Origin of the sequence: Bradyrhizobium sp. 956_D2_N1_4 (assembly GCF_052076025.1) — a bacterium.
Classification (GTDB): domain Bacteria; phylum Pseudomonadota; class Alphaproteobacteria; order Rhizobiales; family Xanthobacteraceae; genus Bradyrhizobium; species Bradyrhizobium barranii.
Genome location: NZ_CP197237.1, coordinates 2619153 through 2637044, shown reverse-complemented (window position 1 = coordinate 2637044; position 17892 = coordinate 2619153). Strand labels below are relative to the sequence as shown.

At 63.9% G+C, this 17892-nt stretch carries 23 protein-coding genes; 6 read left to right on the top strand and 17 right to left on the bottom strand.

The window, feature by feature from the left end:
* Window positions 1-62 precede the first annotated feature (62 nt).
* From AB7535_RS11965 to AB7535_RS11955, 3 genes are read right to left on the bottom strand one after another with little or no spacing between them, the layout of a single operon-like run.
* Window positions 63-1283, bottom strand: coding sequence for an ABC transporter substrate-binding protein (locus AB7535_RS11965; protein WP_071914736.1), 1221 nt, complete (start codon window positions 1281-1283; stop codon window positions 63-65).
* Between the two features lie 48 nt (window positions 1284-1331).
* Window positions 1332-2078, bottom strand: coding sequence for an ABC transporter ATP-binding protein (locus AB7535_RS11960; protein ID WP_014495849.1), 747 nt, complete (start codon window positions 2076-2078; stop codon window positions 1332-1334).
* Window positions 2071-2826, bottom strand: coding sequence for an ABC transporter ATP-binding protein (locus tag AB7535_RS11955; RefSeq protein ID WP_063983735.1), 756 nt, complete (start codon window positions 2824-2826; stop codon window positions 2071-2073). The genes AB7535_RS11960 and AB7535_RS11955 overlap by 8 nt, the downstream gene beginning before the upstream one ends.
* 302 nt (window positions 2827-3128) lie before the next feature.
* On the opposite strand from AB7535_RS11955, the gene AB7535_RS11950 reads away from it, so the two are divergent.
* Window positions 3129-3821, top strand: coding sequence for a hypothetical protein (locus AB7535_RS11950; protein ID WP_439036330.1), 693 nt, complete (start codon window positions 3129-3131; stop codon window positions 3819-3821).
* Window positions 3822-3845: 24 nt separating this feature from the next.
* On the opposite strand, the gene AB7535_RS11945 is transcribed toward AB7535_RS11950, so the two are convergent.
* Entirely contained in the window at window positions 3846-4199 is a 354-nt protein-coding gene (locus tag AB7535_RS11945) for an ArsC family reductase (protein WP_014495852.1), read from the bottom strand.
* Window positions 4200-4303: 104 nt separating this feature from the next.
* Here AB7535_RS11945 and AB7535_RS11940 point away from each other — a divergent pair, with 104 nt between their 5' ends.
* The 3 genes from AB7535_RS11940 (at window position 4304) to AB7535_RS11930 (ending at window position 6307) form a co-directional block, all read left to right on the top strand.
* Window positions 4304-4675, top strand: a complete 372-nt coding sequence (locus AB7535_RS11940; protein WP_354117574.1) for a tRNA-binding protein — start codon at window positions 4304-4306, stop codon at window positions 4673-4675.
* 213 nt (window positions 4676-4888) lie between these two features.
* On the top strand, window positions 4889-5521 hold the full coding sequence (locus AB7535_RS11935) for a TetR/AcrR family transcriptional regulator (RefSeq protein WP_085402817.1): 633 nt from the start codon (window positions 4889-4891) through the stop codon (window positions 5519-5521).
* Between the two features lie 3 nt (window positions 5522-5524).
* Entirely contained in the window at window positions 5525-6307 is a 783-nt protein-coding gene (locus tag AB7535_RS11930) for a sulfite exporter TauE/SafE family protein (RefSeq protein ID WP_439036329.1), read from the top strand.
* Between the two features lie 2 nt (window positions 6308-6309).
* Here the strand turns inward: AB7535_RS11930 and AB7535_RS11925 are convergent, their stop codons facing one another.
* The 3 genes from AB7535_RS11925 to AB7535_RS11915 form a co-directional block, all read right to left on the bottom strand.
* Window positions 6310-7014 (bottom strand): glutathione S-transferase family protein, encoded by a 705-nt coding sequence (locus AB7535_RS11925; RefSeq protein WP_439036328.1) that lies wholly within the window; start codon window positions 7012-7014, stop codon window positions 6310-6312.
* 92 nt (window positions 7015-7106) lie between these two features.
* Window positions 7107-7250, bottom strand: coding sequence for a hypothetical protein (locus AB7535_RS11920; protein WP_166095729.1), 144 nt, complete (start codon window positions 7248-7250; stop codon window positions 7107-7109).
* Window positions 7251-7368: 118 nt separating this feature from the next.
* Entirely contained in the window at window positions 7369-8034 is a 666-nt protein-coding gene (locus AB7535_RS11915) for a DUF429 domain-containing protein (protein WP_439036327.1), read from the bottom strand.
* A gap of 311 nt (window positions 8035-8345) precedes the next feature.
* On the opposite strand from AB7535_RS11915, the gene AB7535_RS11910 reads away from it, so the two are divergent.
* Window positions 8346-9686, top strand: a complete 1341-nt coding sequence (locus tag AB7535_RS11910) for an RtcB family protein (protein WP_135215243.1) — start codon at window positions 8346-8348, stop codon at window positions 9684-9686.
* 42 nt (window positions 9687-9728) lie between these two features.
* Here the strand turns inward: AB7535_RS11910 and AB7535_RS11905 are convergent, their stop codons facing one another.
* The 8 genes from AB7535_RS11905 to AB7535_RS11870 form a co-directional block, all read right to left on the bottom strand.
* Window positions 9729-10076 carry a carboxymuconolactone decarboxylase family protein gene (locus AB7535_RS11905; RefSeq protein WP_135215242.1) on the bottom strand — a complete coding sequence of 116 codons (348 nt, stop codon included), beginning with the start codon at window positions 10074-10076 and terminating at the stop codon, window positions 9729-9731.
* Window positions 10077-10079: 3 nt separating this feature from the next.
* Complete coding sequence (locus AB7535_RS11900) at window positions 10080-10601, bottom strand: RNA polymerase sigma factor (protein WP_135215241.1); 522 nt, start codon at window positions 10599-10601, stop codon at window positions 10080-10082.
* Window positions 10598-10807 (bottom strand): YgaP family membrane protein, encoded by a 210-nt coding sequence (locus AB7535_RS11895; protein ID WP_166095708.1) that lies wholly within the window; start codon window positions 10805-10807, stop codon window positions 10598-10600. Before AB7535_RS11895 ends, AB7535_RS11900 begins: the two co-directional genes overlap by 4 nt.
* Window positions 10808-10902: 95 nt before the next feature.
* Window positions 10903-12087: a serine hydrolase domain-containing protein gene (locus tag AB7535_RS11890; protein ID WP_439036326.1), complete on the bottom strand. Its 1185-nt coding sequence runs from the start codon at window positions 12085-12087 to the stop codon at window positions 10903-10905.
* A gap of 73 nt (window positions 12088-12160) precedes the next feature.
* Complete coding sequence (locus AB7535_RS11885) at window positions 12161-12850, bottom strand: GNAT family N-acetyltransferase (RefSeq protein ID WP_166095706.1); 690 nt, start codon at window positions 12848-12850, stop codon at window positions 12161-12163.
* Window positions 12851-12854: 4 nt separating this feature from the next.
* Window positions 12855-13202: a Lin0512 family protein gene (locus AB7535_RS11880; protein ID WP_063983745.1), complete on the bottom strand. Its 348-nt coding sequence runs from the start codon at window positions 13200-13202 to the stop codon at window positions 12855-12857.
* Window positions 13203-13382: 180 nt separating this feature from the next.
* On the bottom strand, window positions 13383-15047 hold the full coding sequence (locus AB7535_RS11875) for an acetolactate synthase large subunit (protein WP_135215238.1): 1665 nt from the start codon (window positions 15045-15047) through the stop codon (window positions 13383-13385).
* A gap of 250 nt (window positions 15048-15297) precedes the next feature.
* Window positions 15298-16191, bottom strand: a complete 894-nt coding sequence (locus AB7535_RS11870; RefSeq protein WP_259257858.1) for a LysR family transcriptional regulator — start codon at window positions 16189-16191, stop codon at window positions 15298-15300.
* Window positions 16192-16308: 117 nt separating this feature from the next.
* Here AB7535_RS11870 and AB7535_RS11865 point away from each other — a divergent pair, with 117 nt between their 5' ends.
* Window positions 16309-16536, top strand: a complete 228-nt coding sequence (locus AB7535_RS11865; protein ID WP_014495867.1) for a tautomerase family protein — start codon at window positions 16309-16311, stop codon at window positions 16534-16536.
* Here AB7535_RS11865 and AB7535_RS11860 read toward each other — a convergent pair.
* The gene (locus AB7535_RS11860) at window positions 16523-17167 is read right to left on the bottom strand and encodes an O-methyltransferase (RefSeq protein ID WP_354179888.1); all 645 of its coding nucleotides are present in this window, start codon (window positions 17165-17167) and stop codon (window positions 16523-16525) included. The two genes, AB7535_RS11865 and AB7535_RS11860, sit on opposite strands and share 14 nt — an antisense overlap.
* Before the next feature lie 19 nt (window positions 17168-17186).
* Window positions 17187-17813, bottom strand: a complete 627-nt coding sequence (locus AB7535_RS11855; RefSeq protein ID WP_439036325.1) for a PadR family transcriptional regulator — start codon at window positions 17811-17813, stop codon at window positions 17187-17189.
* Window positions 17814-17892 lie beyond the last annotated feature (79 nt).

Genomic DNA, 17892 nt, shown 5'->3' with positions numbered 1-17892 from the left:
CCCGGTCCCTTCGGCGTTGCCTGAAAATCGCCCGCAGGCCTGACGGCCTGCGGGCGGTTATCTTACTTCTTCAAGAGCGCGCACTTGCTCTCGGACAGCGGCGTGAAAGCCTGGTCTCCCGGCACGGTGCCGACCAGCTTGTAGAAGTCCCACGGCCCCTTGGACTCCGAGGGCTTCTTCACCTCGAACAGGTAGGCGCTGTGGATGGTGCGGCCGTTCGGCTGGATCTCGCCCTTGCCGAACAGGTCGTCCTCCGTCGGCAACGACTTCATCTTCTCGACGACCTTGACGCCGTCATGGGGATTGCCGCCGAGCGCTTCCAGCGTCTTGAGATAGTGACGCACGCCCGCATAGACGCCGGCCTGCACCATGGTGGGCGGCGCGTTGTTCTTCATCTTGTCGGAGAAGCGCTTGGAGAAGGCCCGGGTCTTGTCGTCCATGTCCCAATAGAACGTCTCGGTGAAGTTGAGGCCTTGCGCGGTCTCGAGACCGATCGCCTTGACGTCGGTCAGGAACAGCAGCAGCGCCGCGAGCTTCTGTCCGCCCTTGACGATGCCGAACTCGGCCGCCTGCTTGATCGAGTTGGTGGTGTCGCCGCCGGCATTGGCAAGGCCGATGATCTTGGCCTTGGACGCCTGCGCCTGCAGCAGGAACGAGGAGAAGTCCGGCGTGTTGAGCGGATGCTTGACGCCGCCGACCACCTTGCCGCCGTTGGCGGTGACCACGGCCGTGGTGTCGCGCTCGAGCGCCGCACCGAAGGCGTAGTCCGCGGTCAGGAAGAACCAGCTGTCGCCACCGGCCTTCACCAGCGCCTGCCCCGTGGTGTGGGCCAGCATGTAGGTGTCGTAGGTCCAGTGCACCGTGTTGGGCGAGCACTGCGCGTTGGTGAGGTCCGAGGTCGCGGCGCCCGAGTTGATGTAGACGCCATTCTTTTCCTTGATGACGTTGTTGACGGCGAGCGCCACGCCGGAGTTCGGCACGTCGACGATGATGTCGACCTTGTCGACGTCGAACCATTGCCGCGCGATCGCGGTGCCGATGTCGGGCTTGTTCTGGTGATCGCCGGAGATGATGTCGATCTTCCAGCCCTTCGCCGCAAGGCCGGAATCTTCGACGGCCATCTGGGCGGCGAGCGTCGAGCCGGGACCGCCGAGGTCGGCGTAGAGGCCGGACTGATCGGACAGCGCGCCGATCTTGACGGTCTTGTCCTGCGCAAAGGCTACGCCAGCCGTGGTGACGGCCAACGCCGTGCCGAGCAGAAACGACGCAATCGACTTTTTCATGCTACTTCCCTCGTGAATTTTCTCGTGGCCGTTTGACGCTTGGCCGTCTTAGACGCCGAGATAGGTGTGGAGCTTGTCCATGTTGGCGGCAAGCTCCGAATTGGAAAATCCGTCAATGATCTTGCCGTGCTCGACCACGTAGTAGCGGTCGGCGACGGTGGATGCGAACCGGAAGTTCTGCTCGACCAGGAGGATGGTAAAACCCTCCTTCTTGAGCCGTGCAATGGTGTGGCCGATCTGCTGGATAATGACAGGCGCAAGACCTTCGGTCGGCTCGTCCAGCATCAGGAAGCTCGCGCCGGTACGCAGGATGCGCGCGATCGCGAGCATCTGCTGCTCACCGCCGGAGAGCTTGGTGCCCTGGCTGTTGAGACGTTCCTTCAGATTCGGAAACAGATCGAAGATCTGCTCGAGCGGCAATCCGCCCGGGCGAACCACCGGCGGCAGCAGCAAATTCTCCCGCACGTCGAGACTGGAGAAAATGCCGCGTTCCTCCGGGCAGAACGCGATGCCCATCCGCGCGATCTTGTCGGAGGTTGCGCGGATGATGTCCTGGTTGTTGAACTTCACCGAGCCGGTCCGCTTGCCGATGATGCCCATGATCGACTTCAGCGTGGTCGTCTTGCCGGCGCCGTTGCGGCCGAGCAGCGTAACCACCTCGCCCGCGTTCACGTCGAAATTGATCCCGTGCAGGATGTGGGACTCGCCGTACCATGCTTCCAGGTTGCGGACCTGGAGGATGTTGCCGCCGGTTGCGGCTTTTGCGGGAGCGTCCGCGGTTGCAGTCTCAGGCATGACCGGCTCCCAGATAGGCTTCCTTGACGCGCTCGTCCTTGGTGAGCTCGCTGTAATGGCCTTGCGCCAACACCTGCCCGCGCGTCAGCACGGTGATGATGTCGGAGAGATTGGCCACGACGCTTAGATTATGCTCGACCATCAGGATGGTGTACTTGGCGGAGATGCGCTTGATCAGCGCCGCGATCTTGTCGATGTCCTCGTGGCCCATGCCGGCCATCGGCTCGTCCAGCAACATCATCTCGGGGTCGAGCGCGAGCGTCGTTGCGATCTCGAGCGCGCGCTTGCGGCCGTAGGCCATCTCGACCGCGGGCGTATTGGCAAACTCGCTGAGGCCGACATCGTTCAACAGTTCACGCGCGCGATCGTTGAAGCGGTTGAGCACGGACTTGGAGCGCCAGAAATCGAAGGAACTGCCGTGCTGGCGCTGAAGCGCGACGCGGACGTTTTCCAGCGCGGTGAGATGCGGAAATACCGCCGAGATCTGGAATGAACGGACCAGTCCCAGGCGCGCCACATCGGCCGGCGCCATCGCCGTGATGTCCTGCCCCTTGTACAGAATTTTGCCGGCGGACGGTTTGAGGAACTTGGTCAAAAGATTGAAGCACGTCGTCTTGCCCGCCCCGTTCGGGCCGATCAACGCGTGAATGCTCCCACGGCGAACCTTGAGCGCAACGTCGCGGACGGCGAAGAAGCCCGCGAACTCCTTGGTCAAGCCTTCCGTTTCGAGAATGAACTCATCGGCCAAACAGATTTCCCCCTGCCCGCACAATACGCGTGGCTGTCCTTAGTTACTTCGGCTTTCCGGGGGCCTTGGAGCCTGTCCCGGAACGTCGCCTCCGGGCGCGGAATATGCCGGAGGTGACGGGGGTTAGGCAAGGCGGAAAGCTGAGCAGATCAGGTCTCCGGCCGGGAGGCTTATGCTCCCTTAGTCGGACGCGTTTTGATGTCGCCTGCCCGGCCTCCCGGTTCGCAAGGCACCGGTCATCAAGCCGTCGTTAACGGTCTTTCATCCCGCGCGCCAGCCTTCATAGAAAATTTTCCCGCCGCATGGATCATGCGCGGGTTTTATGCGTCGGGAATATTGTCTTGGAAATTGTCTTGGATTTTGCAAGCGCCGCTCCTTCTGTCGTCAAGTCGATCAGGCAGCGTGATCTCCTGAACACGTGGCTGCGACTTTATGCGCGCGGGCAGATGGTGCCGGCGATCTGGGAGTATCAGCCCGCGCGGCTCGAGGAAGAGCTGTCCGATCTCATCTATTATACCGTTGACATCTCGGCGCCGACGCCGCGCCTCATCATCCAGAGCGAAGGCACGCGCATCTCGCGCGCCTATGGACAGACCGGCAAAGGCGTTCTGCTCGACGACTACATCGGGCCGCGCCTCGCACCCTTCGTGATGCCAATCTATCATGAATGCGTGGCGCGCGGCCTTCCGGTCTACAGCGTGGCCGACGTCGACGACATCTACGGCCGCGTGGTTGCCTATGAACGGCTGCTGCTGCCGTTCCAGACCGACGGCAAGGTCTGCCACGTCATCGCGTCGCTCAAGACATTCTGCGAGGACGGCGGCTTCGAGATCAAGAATCTGATGCGCGGAAATGACGCGCTGCCGCGCCCGAAACTGCGCGCGGTGATCGACCGCGATCTCTTCCATCGCGCCCCCGGCCGGATCGCTGCCGCCGACGTCGTCGAGTTCGCCGATCAGCTTGGCGTCACCACCGAGATCGTCGAGCTGAATTAGAGGCCAGCGCGATCTGGCGCCGACCTACTTGGCCTTGACTTCCTTGGCATAGATGTCCGGCTTGAAGCCGACCAGAAGCTTGCCGCCGACTTCGAGCACCGGCCGCTTGATCATCGATGGTTGCGCTAGCATCAGCGCTAGCGCCTTCTTCTCGGTGAGACCTTCCTTGTCGGAATCCGGCAGCTTCTTGAAGGTCGTGCCGGCGCGATTGAGCAGCGTCTCCCAGCCAGCCTTGTCGCTCCACTGCTTGAGCTTGTCCTTCTCGACGCCCGCCGCCTTGTAGTCGTGGAACTCGTAGGCGACGCCATGGGTGTCGAGCCAGGCGCGCGCCTTCTTCATGGTGTCGCAGTTCTTGATGCCGTAGATGATGTTGGGCAAGACCTTCCTCGCGCATGCGTCATTGGATGACTGCAGCGTTGTACGAAACTCCGGTTCGCTCGACAACATTGCGAACGAACCTCGCTCTCCGAACGGATACATCAATGCACGTCACTCACGATCCCGCCGCGGCCGTGTCGCCAACCATCGACTTCAACAGCTTCCTCGCGGTCGATATCCGCGTCGGCACCATCGTCGATGCAAAACCGTTCCCGGAGGCGCGCAAGCCGGCCTGGCGGCTGTGGATCGACTTCGGTCCCGCGATCGGCGTGCGCAAGAGCTCGGCCCAGATCACCGAAAATCATCCGCTCGAGACGCTGGTGGGGCAGCAGGTCGCGGCCGTCGTGAACTTCCCGCCGCGACAGATCGGCCCGGTCGTCTCCGAGGTGTTGACGCTCGGCTTCCCCGATGCCGAGGGCAAGGTCGTGCTGGTGCAGCCGAGCAAGCCTGTGCCGAACGGCGGACGGCTGTTCTAGCCGCGCGATTGCCGGCCGGGCCGCCGTCACCTCCGCCATAGCCCCCGGTAACGGTTGATCCTCCTGTTCCCGGACCGCCTGGGCTTGACCAAGGTCGCCGTTGAGAATAAAAATGACTGACTGATCGTTTTTTATTATTGCCCGGCTTTATAGGGGCCGCATCAGGCAAATGGTCAAAACGACCGATCTGTCAGTTATTTATGGACGGCCAGAATGCCCAAGATCAGCGACAAGCAACGCGAAGGAAGGCGGCAGCAGATCCTCGAAGCGGCCCTCGCCTGCTTCGCCGAGCAAGGCTTCCACCAGACCGGCATGGCCGACATCGTCAAACGGTCGGGCTTGAGCCACGGCGCGGTCTATCTCTACTTCCAGAGCAAGGACGATTTGATCGAGGCGCTCGCCGACGACCGGCATCGTCGCGAGGCCGTGCTCAACTCGGTTGCGCAGGGATCGGGTGATCCGATCGAAGGACTTCACGCGCTGATCCGCGTCTACGCGCAATGGCTCACCGATCCCGCCGGCGAAGCGCGGCGTCGCGTCGGCATCCACGGCTGGGCGGAGGCCTTGCGCAACCGCCGCGTCCGCACCAGCGTCGTCGAAGGCATCGACATGCCGCGCGCGCTGATCGTGGCGCTGGTCGAGCGCGGCCAGCATGACGGCCTGATCAAGCGCGACCTCGGCGCCGATGCGATCGCGCGCGTGCTCATCGCGATCTTCCAGGGCTTCGTGCTGCAGAAATGCTGGGGTGAGGATTTTGACGTTGAGGCCTGCATGATGGCCGTGGGCGGCGTGATCGAGGGATTTCGCACGACCAGGCCTGACATCAAGCGACGGACCAGGACGTAAGCGATGTCCTGGATTCACGATCTCCTCGCAGGCATCGGCGTCGGTCTCGTCGGCGGGCTGACATCGGGCTTCATGGGAACGAGCCCGGGCGGCGGGCTTGTCGTCTTCACCGTGCTGCTGCTCGGCGCGGAGCAGCATGTCGCCCAGGGGACGTCGCTGATCACGCAGGTCCCTCCCACTGGCCTCGCCGGCGTACGCCGCTACTGGCAGAGCGGCAATCGCAGCCCGCTGCAATGGATCGCCTGGATCGGCCTCGGATTTCTCATCGGCGGTGCGGGCGGCGGTTACGCCGCGGCGGCGGTCTCCGACTCGGTGCTGCAATGGACCTACGTCGTCTATCTCGTCGCGCTGATCGCCCTCCTGATCCTGCGCCGCGACCGCAAGGACGGGAGCCACGCGGCCGTTGACCGAGACGAACTGCCTTGGCTCCCCCTGCTCCTTATCGGTGCGCTTGCCGGATTTTCCTCCGGCTTCATGGGCATCGGCGGCGGGCTCGCGATCACCGTCGGCCTCGCCGCGGGCCTACGCGTCCCGCAGCATCAGGCGCAACTCGTCAGCCTCATCTTCTCGGTCATCCCGACCAACATTCCGGCGGCCTGGATCTACTGGAGCAAGGGGCTCATGGTCGGCTGGCCGGCCATCATCGGGATTCTCGCCGGCCTCTGGATCGGAACCGATCTCGGCGCACGCGCGGCCAACGGCGTCAGCAAAGCGGTGCTGCACAGGGTCATGATCGCCCTCATCTCCGTGATGGCGCTCTACATGACGCATAAGGCGCTGACCTGATTCTACGGCCGCTTCGGAATGTTCAGGCCGCGCTGCACGGCAGGACGCGCCAGCCCCCGTTCGAGCCAGGCACCGACCGACTTGAACTGGCTGAACTCGACGAGATCGCCGGCGCCGTAGAAGCCGATGAGATTGCGCACCCAACCGAGCATGGAGATATCGGCGATGGTGTAGTCGTCATCCAAGAACCACTGCCGGCCGGAAAGATGCGCTTCCATCACGCCGAGCAGACGCTTGGCCTCGCTGACATAGCGGTCGAGCGGACGCTTGTCCTCGAAATCCTTGCCGGCGAATTTGTGGAAGAAGCCGACCTGGCCGAACATCGGCCCGATGCCGCCCATCTGGAAATGCACCCACTGGATGGCCTGGTAGCGGCGCGCGGCGTCCTCCGGCAGAAGCTTGCCGGTCTTCTCGGCGAGGTATTGCAGGATCGCCCCGGACTCGAACAGCGGCAGCGGCCGGCCGCCGGGACCGTTGGGATCGAGGATCGCCGGGATCTTGCCGTTCGGATTGAGCGAGAGGAATTCCGCCGTCTTCTGGTCGTCCTTGCCGAAGTCGACGAGGTGGACCTCGTAAGGCAGACCGATCTCCTCCAGCATGATCGACACCTTGACGCCGTTCGGCGTCGGCAGCGAATAAAGCTGAAGCAACTCCGGATGCCTGGCAGGCCAGCGCTTGGTGATGGGAAAGGCGGACAGATCAGGCATCGGGACCCCGGCTTCGTTCGTGAGATGCCGCCTAATCTAGGCGAGCCGTCGAACGGCGCAAGGCCGAGCAGTGATCATGCATCGAAGCCGGACTACAGGGGCCGCAGCAGATGCCTGGCCGCGTACGCGATATCGCGCTGCGCGCGTTGCTCGATGAAGAGCTGCCCGGTGACGAGCAGCGCCCCGGTGAAAACGAGCGCGAGCATCGCGGTCGCGAACTGACTGGCATCCTTCATCGCACGAGCTTCTCCGTCATCGGTTCGCACGGGGAACGCGGGCCGACCGTCGACAGTTCCTGCACGCTTCAAATAAATTGCCACTTTATCCCGAATCGAGACGCGCGAGGCCGCGACCTCAATAATTGATCTCCATCCGCAGCCCGCGCGGATCGACCTCCTCGCCGCCGACACGCTGTGTGCTGTCGCGGGCCGCGACCGCGCAGGCACAGGCATCGATGAGATCGTCGCGGCCGATGCCGGTGCCATGACGCTGCGTCAGCCATGTCTCCAAACGCGTGAAGCCGCGATGCGCCAGCAGCGAGATGCGCTGCTCACGACCTTGCGCCGACGTCTTCTTCGGAAGAAGGACTTGCCCTGCCAGATTCCAGAAAATCAACTCCGGATGCGCTTCGCCAATTGTCGTCTGCCGCGCCGGCGTCATGATCTCGTCGACGTCCCTGATCTTGTCCCTGATGTTCCAGAGCTGCGCCGACACGCCCCTGCCCTTGCCTTCCCGCTCCCAATAGTGGCGATTGGCCGTCGCCATGTCAGGAAATGTCCAGAGATCGCGGCGCGCGCCAAGAAACACGGCAGGGCCGGCCAGCTCGCGTGCACGCAAGTCGCAGACTCGATAGCCGCTCGGATTCAATCCGATCGGCATGTCGATCATCGCACGCGCATGCGGCAACGCAAGCAAGCGCGTCAGGCCCGGCGAATAATCGAAGCCGTGATCGCCGCGCTCGTCGATCCAGGCTGCGACCCAGCCGAAGCGAAACCCATCGAGACCGAGATAGTTTGGCAAATCATGCGTCCATCATTTTCAATCTTCACACGCGCGTCGCTTGACATCCGTAAGTTGCGAGAGTATTTCCCGCGCCCTCACGAACACTTCCGTTCGTGACACACATCATGAACCGAGCAATGCCGCACCGCTACGCAATCCTGGTCCGCCCGTCGAATGACCTACGGTCAATCGATTGCGCACGCTTGGCTCATGGGAGAGGTCTTGCCTGATAGCGAGATCAAAAGTCCAGGTATCACGGACCCTCCCGAGCCAACGCTCCGGAGGGTTTTTTGTTGTTCAAAGCAATATGTTAAGCAGGACACATGACCATGCGACGATCTGATCCCTACATGGAACGCGCCCGAGAGCTCTGCCTCGCCGCCGGCGTCGATCCGGACTCGCGCGTCGGTGAAGGACGCGGCCAGCCGGCCTGGTGCCTGTACAAGGACGCCGCGCGCAAGGAGCATCTGGCACGCGAGGCCAATGCGACGGCCGACGCGATCGCGCAGCTCCATCCGCAGGAGGCCCGCTTTCAGAATGCGCCGCTGAAGATTTTTGGCCCGCATGAGGAAGCGACCATCGCGCAGATGCGCAACTGCATGGCGGTCGGCAATGTCGTGTCCGGCGTGATCTGCGCCGACGGCCATCTCGGCTACGCCCAGCCGGTCGGCGGGGTCATCGCCTACGAGAAGCAGATCAGCATCTCCGGCGTCGGCTTCGACATCGGCTGCGGCAACATGGCCGCACGGCTCGACACGCGCTTCGACGACATTGCGGCGATCGTGCCCACGATCATCCGCGACGTCGCCAAGGTCATCTCGTTCGGTGTTGGTCGCGCCAACGCCGAACGGGCCGAGCACGAGCTGTTCGACGACGGTGACGCCTGGCGCGAGAGCGACATGGAAGCCTACCGTCAGAAGGCGGTGGCGCAGCTCGGCACGGTCGGGTCGGGCAACCACTATGTCGACCTCATGCGCGACGAGGAAGGTTTTGTCTGGATCGGCGTCCACTTCGGAAGCCGTGGTCTCGGGCATACTTCCGCGACGCGCTACCTCAAGGCCGCCGGCGGCAAGGACGGCATGAACGTCCCGCCCGCCGTCGTCGACGAGGAGTCCGAGCTCGGCCGCCGCTACATCGCGGCGATGCAGCTCGCCGGGCGTTATGCCTATGCGGGCCGGGAGTGGGTTGTCGAACGCGTCCGCCAGATCATCGGCGGCAGCGTGACCGAGAGCGTGCACAACCACCACAACTACGCCTGGCGTGAGACCCACGACGGGCGTGATCTGTGGGTGGTGCGCAAGGGCGCGACGCCGGCGTTTCCCGGCCAGAAGGGATTCGTCGGCGGCTCGATGGGCGACGACGCCGTCATTCTCGAAGGCGTCGACAGTCCGGAAGCCAGGGCTTCGCTCTACTCGACAGTACACGGCGCCGGCCGCATGTTCGGACGAAAGGAGGCGAAGCGGCGCTTCTCGCGTGCGGAGATGGACCACTGGCTCAACGAGCGTGGTGTCACCTTGATCGGTGCCGACCTCGACGAGAGCCCGATGGCCTATCGCCGCCTGCCCGACGTGCTCGCGCAGCACGCCGGCACCGTGCGGGTGCTGCACACGCTGCGGCCGTTCGCCGTCGCCATGGCTGGCGAAGGCGAGTTCGACCCCTGGAAGGACTGACGCGAACCGCAGGCGGGAGGCATCACCTCCCGCCTGCATCATCTATGTTTTCGTTTCACTACGATGCTGCTCGAATAGCCGCTGCGCCAGCAGCGCATGGCCGAGCGTGCCGCCGGCGCGCACAGCGGCCGCGATCAACGCGGCTTCGGCGACTTCCTCGCGCGTCGCGCCGGCTTTCGCTGCCTGCGCCGTATGCACGTCCAGGCAATAGGCGCATTGCGTGGTGAGTGCCACCGCGAGCGAGATCAGCTCGCGGTATTTCGGCGGGATCGAACCGTCCTTGCGCTCGACCGCGTGGTTGAACGCAAGGAACGCGTTGGCCTCCACCGGCGCCAACGCCACGAAAGCGGGGACAGACTTCAGATCGTCAGGCGTTTGATAATTGGTCATGTCTCACCTCGTCAAATACTCGCGCATCAAGGCGCGGGCGCGATGCAGGCGCGCCTTCACGGTCTGCCTGGACGCTCCGAGCGCGGCGGCGATTTCGTCGATGGTCATTTCCTTGACGTCCCGCATCAGCGCGACATCGCGATAGTGCGCTGGCAACGCTTCAAACGCAGCCGCCACGTCAAGACGCAAATCCACTTCGGAGCGCGACAGCAGCAGAGCCTCCGCCTCGCCGTCGTCGATCGATGGCGCAAGGCCCGCCTTGCGCGCGAGCCGCAGACATTCGCGGCGGACCACGCTGAACAGCCACGCGGAAAACGCGACGAGCGAGCGGATCGTACCGACATGGCGGAACAGGATCCACATCGCCTCCTGGGTTGCATCCTCGGCATCCGCCGAGCTGCGGCAGGTGGCGCGTGCGTAGCGGCGGATATCCGGCTGCGCCGTCTCGAGCAGAGACGCGATCGCCTGGGGATCGCCGAGCCGGGCCGCCTCGAACAGGCTTGACGAGATCGCCGCCGCACTCACGACACGCCTCCTCGTCCGATCCCGGCCATCGCGCACATCGGGCAATAGCCGACGAGCCCCGTCAATGCGAAGCCTGCGCCCCCGAGCGCCACCAGCCACGCCGCGACGCCGGCGAGATACACGAATGCGGCAATCGCAACCGCAATTCCGAGCGCAACCCGCACCGCCTGATGCAGACCGCCGATATTCTTCCTGTAGAATGCCATCACATCCTCCGACATGAGCCGAAGCAAAATGCCTCGACCATCAAGAGGGCGCGAAGGCCGGAAAGGATTCGCGGACGCCGGCAATTTCTTCGCGATCAGCCCCCGACCGCCTGGTAGGCCAGGCGCTTGAACTCGAAGAAGAACGGGTTCCAGAAGCCCATATGGCGCTGGGCCATCAGCACGCCGGCGGTGTTGGCCTGCGGACAAATCCACCAATGGGTGCCGGCAAGCCCGCCCCACTGGAATTCGCCGGTCGAATTCGGGGGATCGAACGGCGTCGGCGCAAAGGTGACGGCGCCGCCGAGACCAAAGCCCTTGCCGGGAATCGGCCCGAGATTGGCAAATCGGATGGTCTGGCCCGCGGGCAACTGGTTCGTCATCATCTGCTGCAGCGTGTCCGGCTTCAGCAGCGCATCCGGACCGGGTCGCAGCGCGCGTACCAGCGCGAGCATGTCGGGCAAGGTCGAGACCAGACCGCCGCCGCCCGAGAGCCGCGGAAACGGCCGCCGATAGGCCTGCGGATAAGGCAGATTGTCGGCCCGCGTCAGGCCCGGCTTCATCGGATCAAGCACGTCGGCGCCGGTGTAGAGCGCAACCAGCCTGCCCTGCTGCGCCTCGGGCACTGAGAAGCCCGTATCGACCATGCCGAGGCGATCGAAGATGCGCGCCTTGAGGAAGGTGTCGAGCGCATGGCCGGAGACAACCTCGACCACGCGGCCGAGCACGTCGGTCGCGACCGAATATTCCCAGCCCGCGCCGGGATGATAGGACAGCGGCAGATCGGCGAGCTTGTCGATCATGTCGGAGAGCGGCGTCAACGGATTGAGCACGCGCGCCTCGTTATAGCCTTTGAACAGCACAGTGCCGGGATCGAAGATGCCGTAGCTGAGGCCCGAGCTGTGGGTCAGCAGCTGGCGGATCGTGATCGAGCTCTTCGCCGGCTCGACATCGGCAAGGCTCGCGGCACCCTGCTTCAGCACCTTGCGATTGCCGAGCTGCGGCAGGAATTTTTCGACGGGATCATCAAGCCCGATGCGGCCCTCCTCGACCAGCAGCATGATCGAGCACGTCACGAAGATCTTGGTATTGGAAAACGCGCGGAAAATATGGTCAGACCGGAGCGCCGTCTTCGCCTCGCGATCGGCAAAGCCGACGCATTGCTGGTCAACCACCTCATGACCACGGAGCACGGCCCAGGACACACCCGGAATGATCTCCTGATCGACATAGCGTTCCATCGCCGTCCGTGCGGCGGAAAAATCCGTTGTCCTGACGTCCATGTGTTTCCCCCAAATTATGGTTGGGATGGATATAGCGCGCTTTCGCGGGAAATGAAGACCGTCCGATCGGCCCTCAAATCTTCATCAGCGCCGTGACGTGCAGCCGGCGACGGATCTTCATGCCCTGCCGTTCGTACAGCGCAATCGCCGAGGCGTTATGAGAAAACACGTGCAGGAACGGAATTTCGCCGCGCGCCTCGATCCGGCGCGCGACCGCCGCGAGCAGCGCCTGCGCGTAGCCGCGCCCACGATAGTCCGGATGCACGCAGACGGCCGTCATCTCGACGAACTTTCCCGGCTTCATCCGCTCGCCCGTCATCGCAACCAATTCTCCACCAACGCGAATGCCAAGGAAGGTGCCGAGCTCATGGGTGCGCAACGCGAACGGACCAGGCTTGGTCAGCTCCGTCAGCGCCATCATGGCGGCGACGTCGGCCGCGCCCAATTTGACGATCTCGGCATCGCGAAGCGGACTGTCGGCCGGCGAGCCGATCATCTGCTCGCCGGTCTCGGCGAGCACGACCTTGAAGCCGGCGGGAACGTCGACCGGCTCCGGCGTGAACAGCGCGGCGACCTGCGAGCCCGCCAGGAGATCACCGAGCGCGGCGAAGCTTGCCTCAGACATGTCGACCATGTCGGCAAACGGCGTCATGTCCACGGGATAGCGCCGCGCGCGCGGGCCGCCCTCCGCCAGATGCTTCTGGCTCGTCGTCAGCGCACTCCAGATCGGACGATCCAGTAGCCGCTCATCGCCGTCGGACACCGGCCTAGTCCTTGTCGAAGCTGACGATGACGGCGGCGTTGGCGATGAGGATGGGATCGTTGGCCACTTCCGTGGCCGAGGGAATCTCCAGCCCGCCCTTGACCGCAGTCACGGTCACCGTGCCGTAAGGCAGCTCCTTCGCAACGGCGTCCTTGTCCACCGCCTCAGGGTTGGGCACCGCAATCGTGACGTCGACGAACATATCGTTCGCGGTCTTGCCGATCATCCGGAAGAATCCGAGGCTCGAATGCCTGATGGCATCCGATACGGCACGCTTCGCCGCCTTGGTGGCGTCCCTGCCGTGAACGTCGACGCCCATGCCCATCTCGGTGATACAGCGAACGCGAGTCATGTCTTATTCCTGTGGTTGGTTGAGCTACGTTGATGCAGGTTGTTATCGGATTTTGGCTGATCAGCATACTCCGTCATTGTGAGGAGCAAAGCGACGAAGCAATCCAGACTGCCTCCGCGGAAAGATTCTGGATTGCTTCGCTGCGCTCGCAATGACGATGTGGCGAGAGCATCGACCACATCACGCCTTCGACTTCTCGTGCGCCCGCAGTTCATCTACCAGCACGCGCACATTCTCCGAATAGTCGATCGGGATCACGACCAGATGCACGCCACCCTCCTTGAAGGCCGCATCGAGCGTCGGGCCGAAGCTGTCGATGCTCTCGATGCGATGTCCCTTGGCACCGTAGGCCTTCGCGTAAAGGACGAAATCGGGATTGCCAAAGGTCATGCCGTAATCGGCGAAGTGATCGACGGCCTGCTTCCAGCGGATCATGCCGTAGGCGTTGTCCTCGAGCACCAGCACGACCAAATTGAGCTTGAGGCGGACGGCGGTCTCCATCTCCTGGCTGTTCATCATGAAGCCGCCGTCGCCGGCAACCGCGAGCACGCGGCGCTCGGGATAGAGCATCGCAGCCATCATGGCCGACGGCAGGCCGGCTCCCATCGTCGCCAGCGCATTGTCGAGCAGCAGCGTGTTGGCGACGCGGGTTCGGTAGTTGCGCGCGAACCAGATCTTGTACATGCCGTTGTCGAGCGCGACGATGCCGTTCTCCGGGATCACCTGCCGGATGTCGTGCACGATGCGCTGCGGTGTCGGCGGCCAGCGCGCCTCGGTCGCGCGGTCGGCGAGGTGCCTGAGGATCTCCTCGCGCAACGGCAAGAGTGCTGGCGCCTGCGGCAGCTTGCCTTCGAGCCGGTCGGCGAGCAGCTCCAGGCTCGGGCCGACGTCGCCGACGACCTCGGCATCGGGGAAATAGACCAGCTCGACGCTCGCCGGCGTGTAGCTGACGTGAATGACCTTCGGTCCCGACGGCCCCATGATGAAGGGCGGCTTCTCGATCGGATCATGGCCGATCGCCACGATCAAATCGGCTGCATCGATCGCATCATGGACGTAGTCGCGCTCGGACAGCGCCGCCGTGCCCATGTAGAGATTGGTGCCGCCGGGCACCGTGCCCTTCCCCATCTGTGTCGTGAAAAACGGAATGCCGGTTCGCCGAACGAAGCTGGCGATGCCGTGGGTCGAGCTCGGCCGGCTGGTCGCAGCTCCCATCATCACCAAGGGACGTTTTGCGGCCAAGATCATCTCGGCCGCGCGGTCGAGCGCGGCGCGATGGGCGACCGGAATTTCAATCGGATGGACCGGGATCACGGGGACGGCCGGCACTTCGTCGCCCGCGATGTCCTCGGGCAGCTCGAGATGCACCGGCCCCGGCCGTTCCTCCATCGCCACGCGAAAGGCATCGCGCACCACGGTCGGAATGCTGGAGGCGCTGATGATCTGCCGAGAGAGCTTCGTCAGCGGCTTCATGGTCGCAACCACGTCCACGATCTGGAAGCGCGCCTGCCGGCTGCTCATGATCGGTTTCTGGCCGGTGATCAAGATCATCGGCATCGCGCCGAGATGTGCATAGGCGGCGCCCGTGGACAGGTTGAGCGCGCCCGGGCCGAGCGTCGAGAGACACACTCCCGGCTTGCCGGTGAGCCGACCGTGCGTGGCGGCCATGAAGGCCGCGGCCTGCTCGTGACGGGTCAGGACCAGCTCGATCTTGGAGGTGCGCAGTGATTCGACCAGGTCGAGATTTTCCTCTCCGGGGATACCGAAGATGCGATCGACGCCCTCGTTCTCCAGCGCCGCGACAAACAGGTCCGATCCTTTTGCCTTGCGTTCCTGCCCGCTCATGTCGCCTCCGCTCGCTGTGCGTCCCGTGGTCGGGAGCGGTCACATGGTAGCGGCTCGTGGCGCAGGCACAACTCACAAAGAGGCGGGCGATTGTTCCAACATCGTCAATACGATCGCAGCGAAGCAATCCAGAATCTTTCCGCGGATATTTCTGGATTGCTCCGCCGCGCTCGCAACGACGCCGTTTCCGAATTCCGGTAGAGTGGATTGACCGACTGTTCGGGTGTTTTGCCTGTCGGGCTACGAAGCTCTACAACTTCGCCTCAGCAAAGATGCCTGATATCCAGTCGAGGAAGACGCGCAGGCGGAGCGCGAGCTGGCGGTTTTGCGGATAGAGCGCGGAGAGCGGCGTCGGCGACGGTGGATAGCCAGCCAGTACCTCGACCAGCGCACCGCTGGCGAGATCCGCCGCGAAGCGATAGCGGGGCGCCTGCGTCAGGCCGAAGCCGAGCCGCGCGAGATCTGCCATGGTGTCGGAATTATTGACGCGAACCCGGCTCGGCAACACGACATTGCGCAGCGCGCCGGCGACGGAAAACTCCAGCGGCAAAACATCGCCGGTGCGCGAGGAGATGAACGCGACCATCTGATGGCCGTCGAGCGCATCCGGCGTCGCGGGCATGCCGTGGCTGGCGAGATAGGCCGGGCTCGCCACCGTGATTTCCTCGACCGTCCCGAGACGGCGCAAAATCATCCCGCTGTCCTCGGGCTCTCCCGACCGGATCGCGCAATCGATGCCCTCGCGCACGAGATCGACCAGCCGATCGCCCTGCCCGATCTGCAAGTCGAGTTGCGGATGGCGCGCCAGGAATTCCGGCAGGTGCGGCAAGATGAAGGTGCGGGTCAGCAAAGGATGTGCGTCGATGCGCAGCAAGCCACGCGGTCGCGCATCGCGCATCGTGGTTTCGGCTTCCTCGACCTCCGCGAGGATGGCGACGCAGCGGCGGTAATAGTCCTCGCCGTCGAGCGTCGGCGTGACATGCCGTGTCGTCCGTTCGAGCAGGCGCGCGCCCAGCCGCGCCTCGAGCCCGCGCAAAACCTCGCTCGCCGTCGAGCGGGGAATGCCGAGGTCGGCAGCCGCAGCCGTAAAGCTCTGCCGTTCGACGAGGCGGACGAACAGGCGCATGGCGTCAAACCGGTCCATAGCCGATTGTTCACCACAGCCGACAAGTGATGACAAGTTTTTCGCGATTATCCGGTCGCGGCGATCGGGCATTCTCGAACAGGAGCAACCACACCCCATCACACGGAGAGACCCATCATGCCTTTCGCCAATATCAAGATCCCCCAGGCCGCCTTATCGCGGGCGCAGAAGGCGGAGATCGTGCACAACCTCACCGCGTTGTTCGCGCACTATTTCGGCGAAGCGGCGCGGACGCACACCATGGTGCTGATCGAGGAAGTGCCTGATGGCGGTTATGGCCGCGCCGACGAGGTGTTCGTGGTTCCCGACGCCTATCGCGCAAGCGACGCCGCTACCTCACCTTGAGGCTGAGCTCGGTGCCGCCCTTGAGCGGCAGCGTCATCGATACGAAGCCGTTGTCGGGATCGCGGATGAAATCGAGATAGTCGGGCTCGGCATTGTCGTTCATGACGTAGCCGCCGACGCGAAGCTGCGGCGCGACGATCCCGATCACCTCGCGCGCCAGCGAGGGACCGCTCTCACCCGGCCAGCCGTCGATCAGAACGAAGTCGACGGGACCGCCGAGATCGCGCAAGGTTTTTCGCGCATCGCCCTCGCGGATCTCGGCATAGTCGGCAAGGCCGGCCTCGGCGAGATTGCGTTTGGCGGTCTCGACCTTGGCCGGCACGATCTCCGAGCCGATCACGGTGCCGCCGCCATTGTCGCGGATAGCGGCCGCGAAATAGAGCGTGGACATGCCGACCGAGGTGGCGAACTCGGCCACGCGCGTAGCACGCAAGCCACGGCACAGCAGGTAGATCAGTTCGCCCTGCTCGGAATGAATCGAAAAGCCCTGCTCGGCATAGGCGTGGGGATCACGGCTGTTGAAGGAGCCGCGCGGCCCGCCGCCGGCCGGCCGCTGCCGCGCGCCTTGGAGGCGCGCGAGGACGGCGTTGACGCGTGGGTCTTGAATCGGGCTGTGGGGCCGATCATTCATGTGTTGCTTCGCCTCTTAGTTATTTGCCGAGGATTTCCGCGGCGGCACGATCCAGGATCGCCGCGATGCGGCGCGCCTCGGCGGGGTCGCTGCCAAGCCTGGAACGCAGCGCGCGCTTGAGGTTGTGGCGGGCACTGTGCAATTCGTCGGAGGCGTCGGCATCGAGATCGCTGACGCCGGCAAAGGCCTCGCGCACCTCGTCCATGCGGCGTCCGATCCGCGACAGCGCTTGCAGGATTGCATCCGCAGTGGCGCGGTTCTCGGCGAGATGCGCCTCGCCCTGCGGCGTGATGCTGTAGAGCTTTCGACCGCCATCCTGCTCGACGCTGCTGTGGCCGACCTCTTCCAGATAGGTCAGCGCCGGATAAATCACGCCCGGGCTCGGCGTGTAGAAGCCGTCGGACCGCTCCTCGATAATCTTGATCAGCTCGTATCCATGAGCCGGCTTTTCGGCGAGCAACGCCAGGATCACGAGTTGGAGGTCCTGCGAGGACAGCCGCCTCGCGCCGGGGAAATCGCCCCCTGGGCCGCGCCCGAAGAAGCCATGCCCGCCGCGGCCGAAGCGCCGTCCGCCGCCGTGCCGGCCCATGACGAAATGGGCGAAATGCCCAAAATGGAAGTCTTTGTGGTCTCGTCCGTGGTGCATATCGTACGTCCTTCTGTAAAACATATCTTACGATATAGCTTGCGATAGACGACCCGCAACCCACAAGTCTGTGATCGGC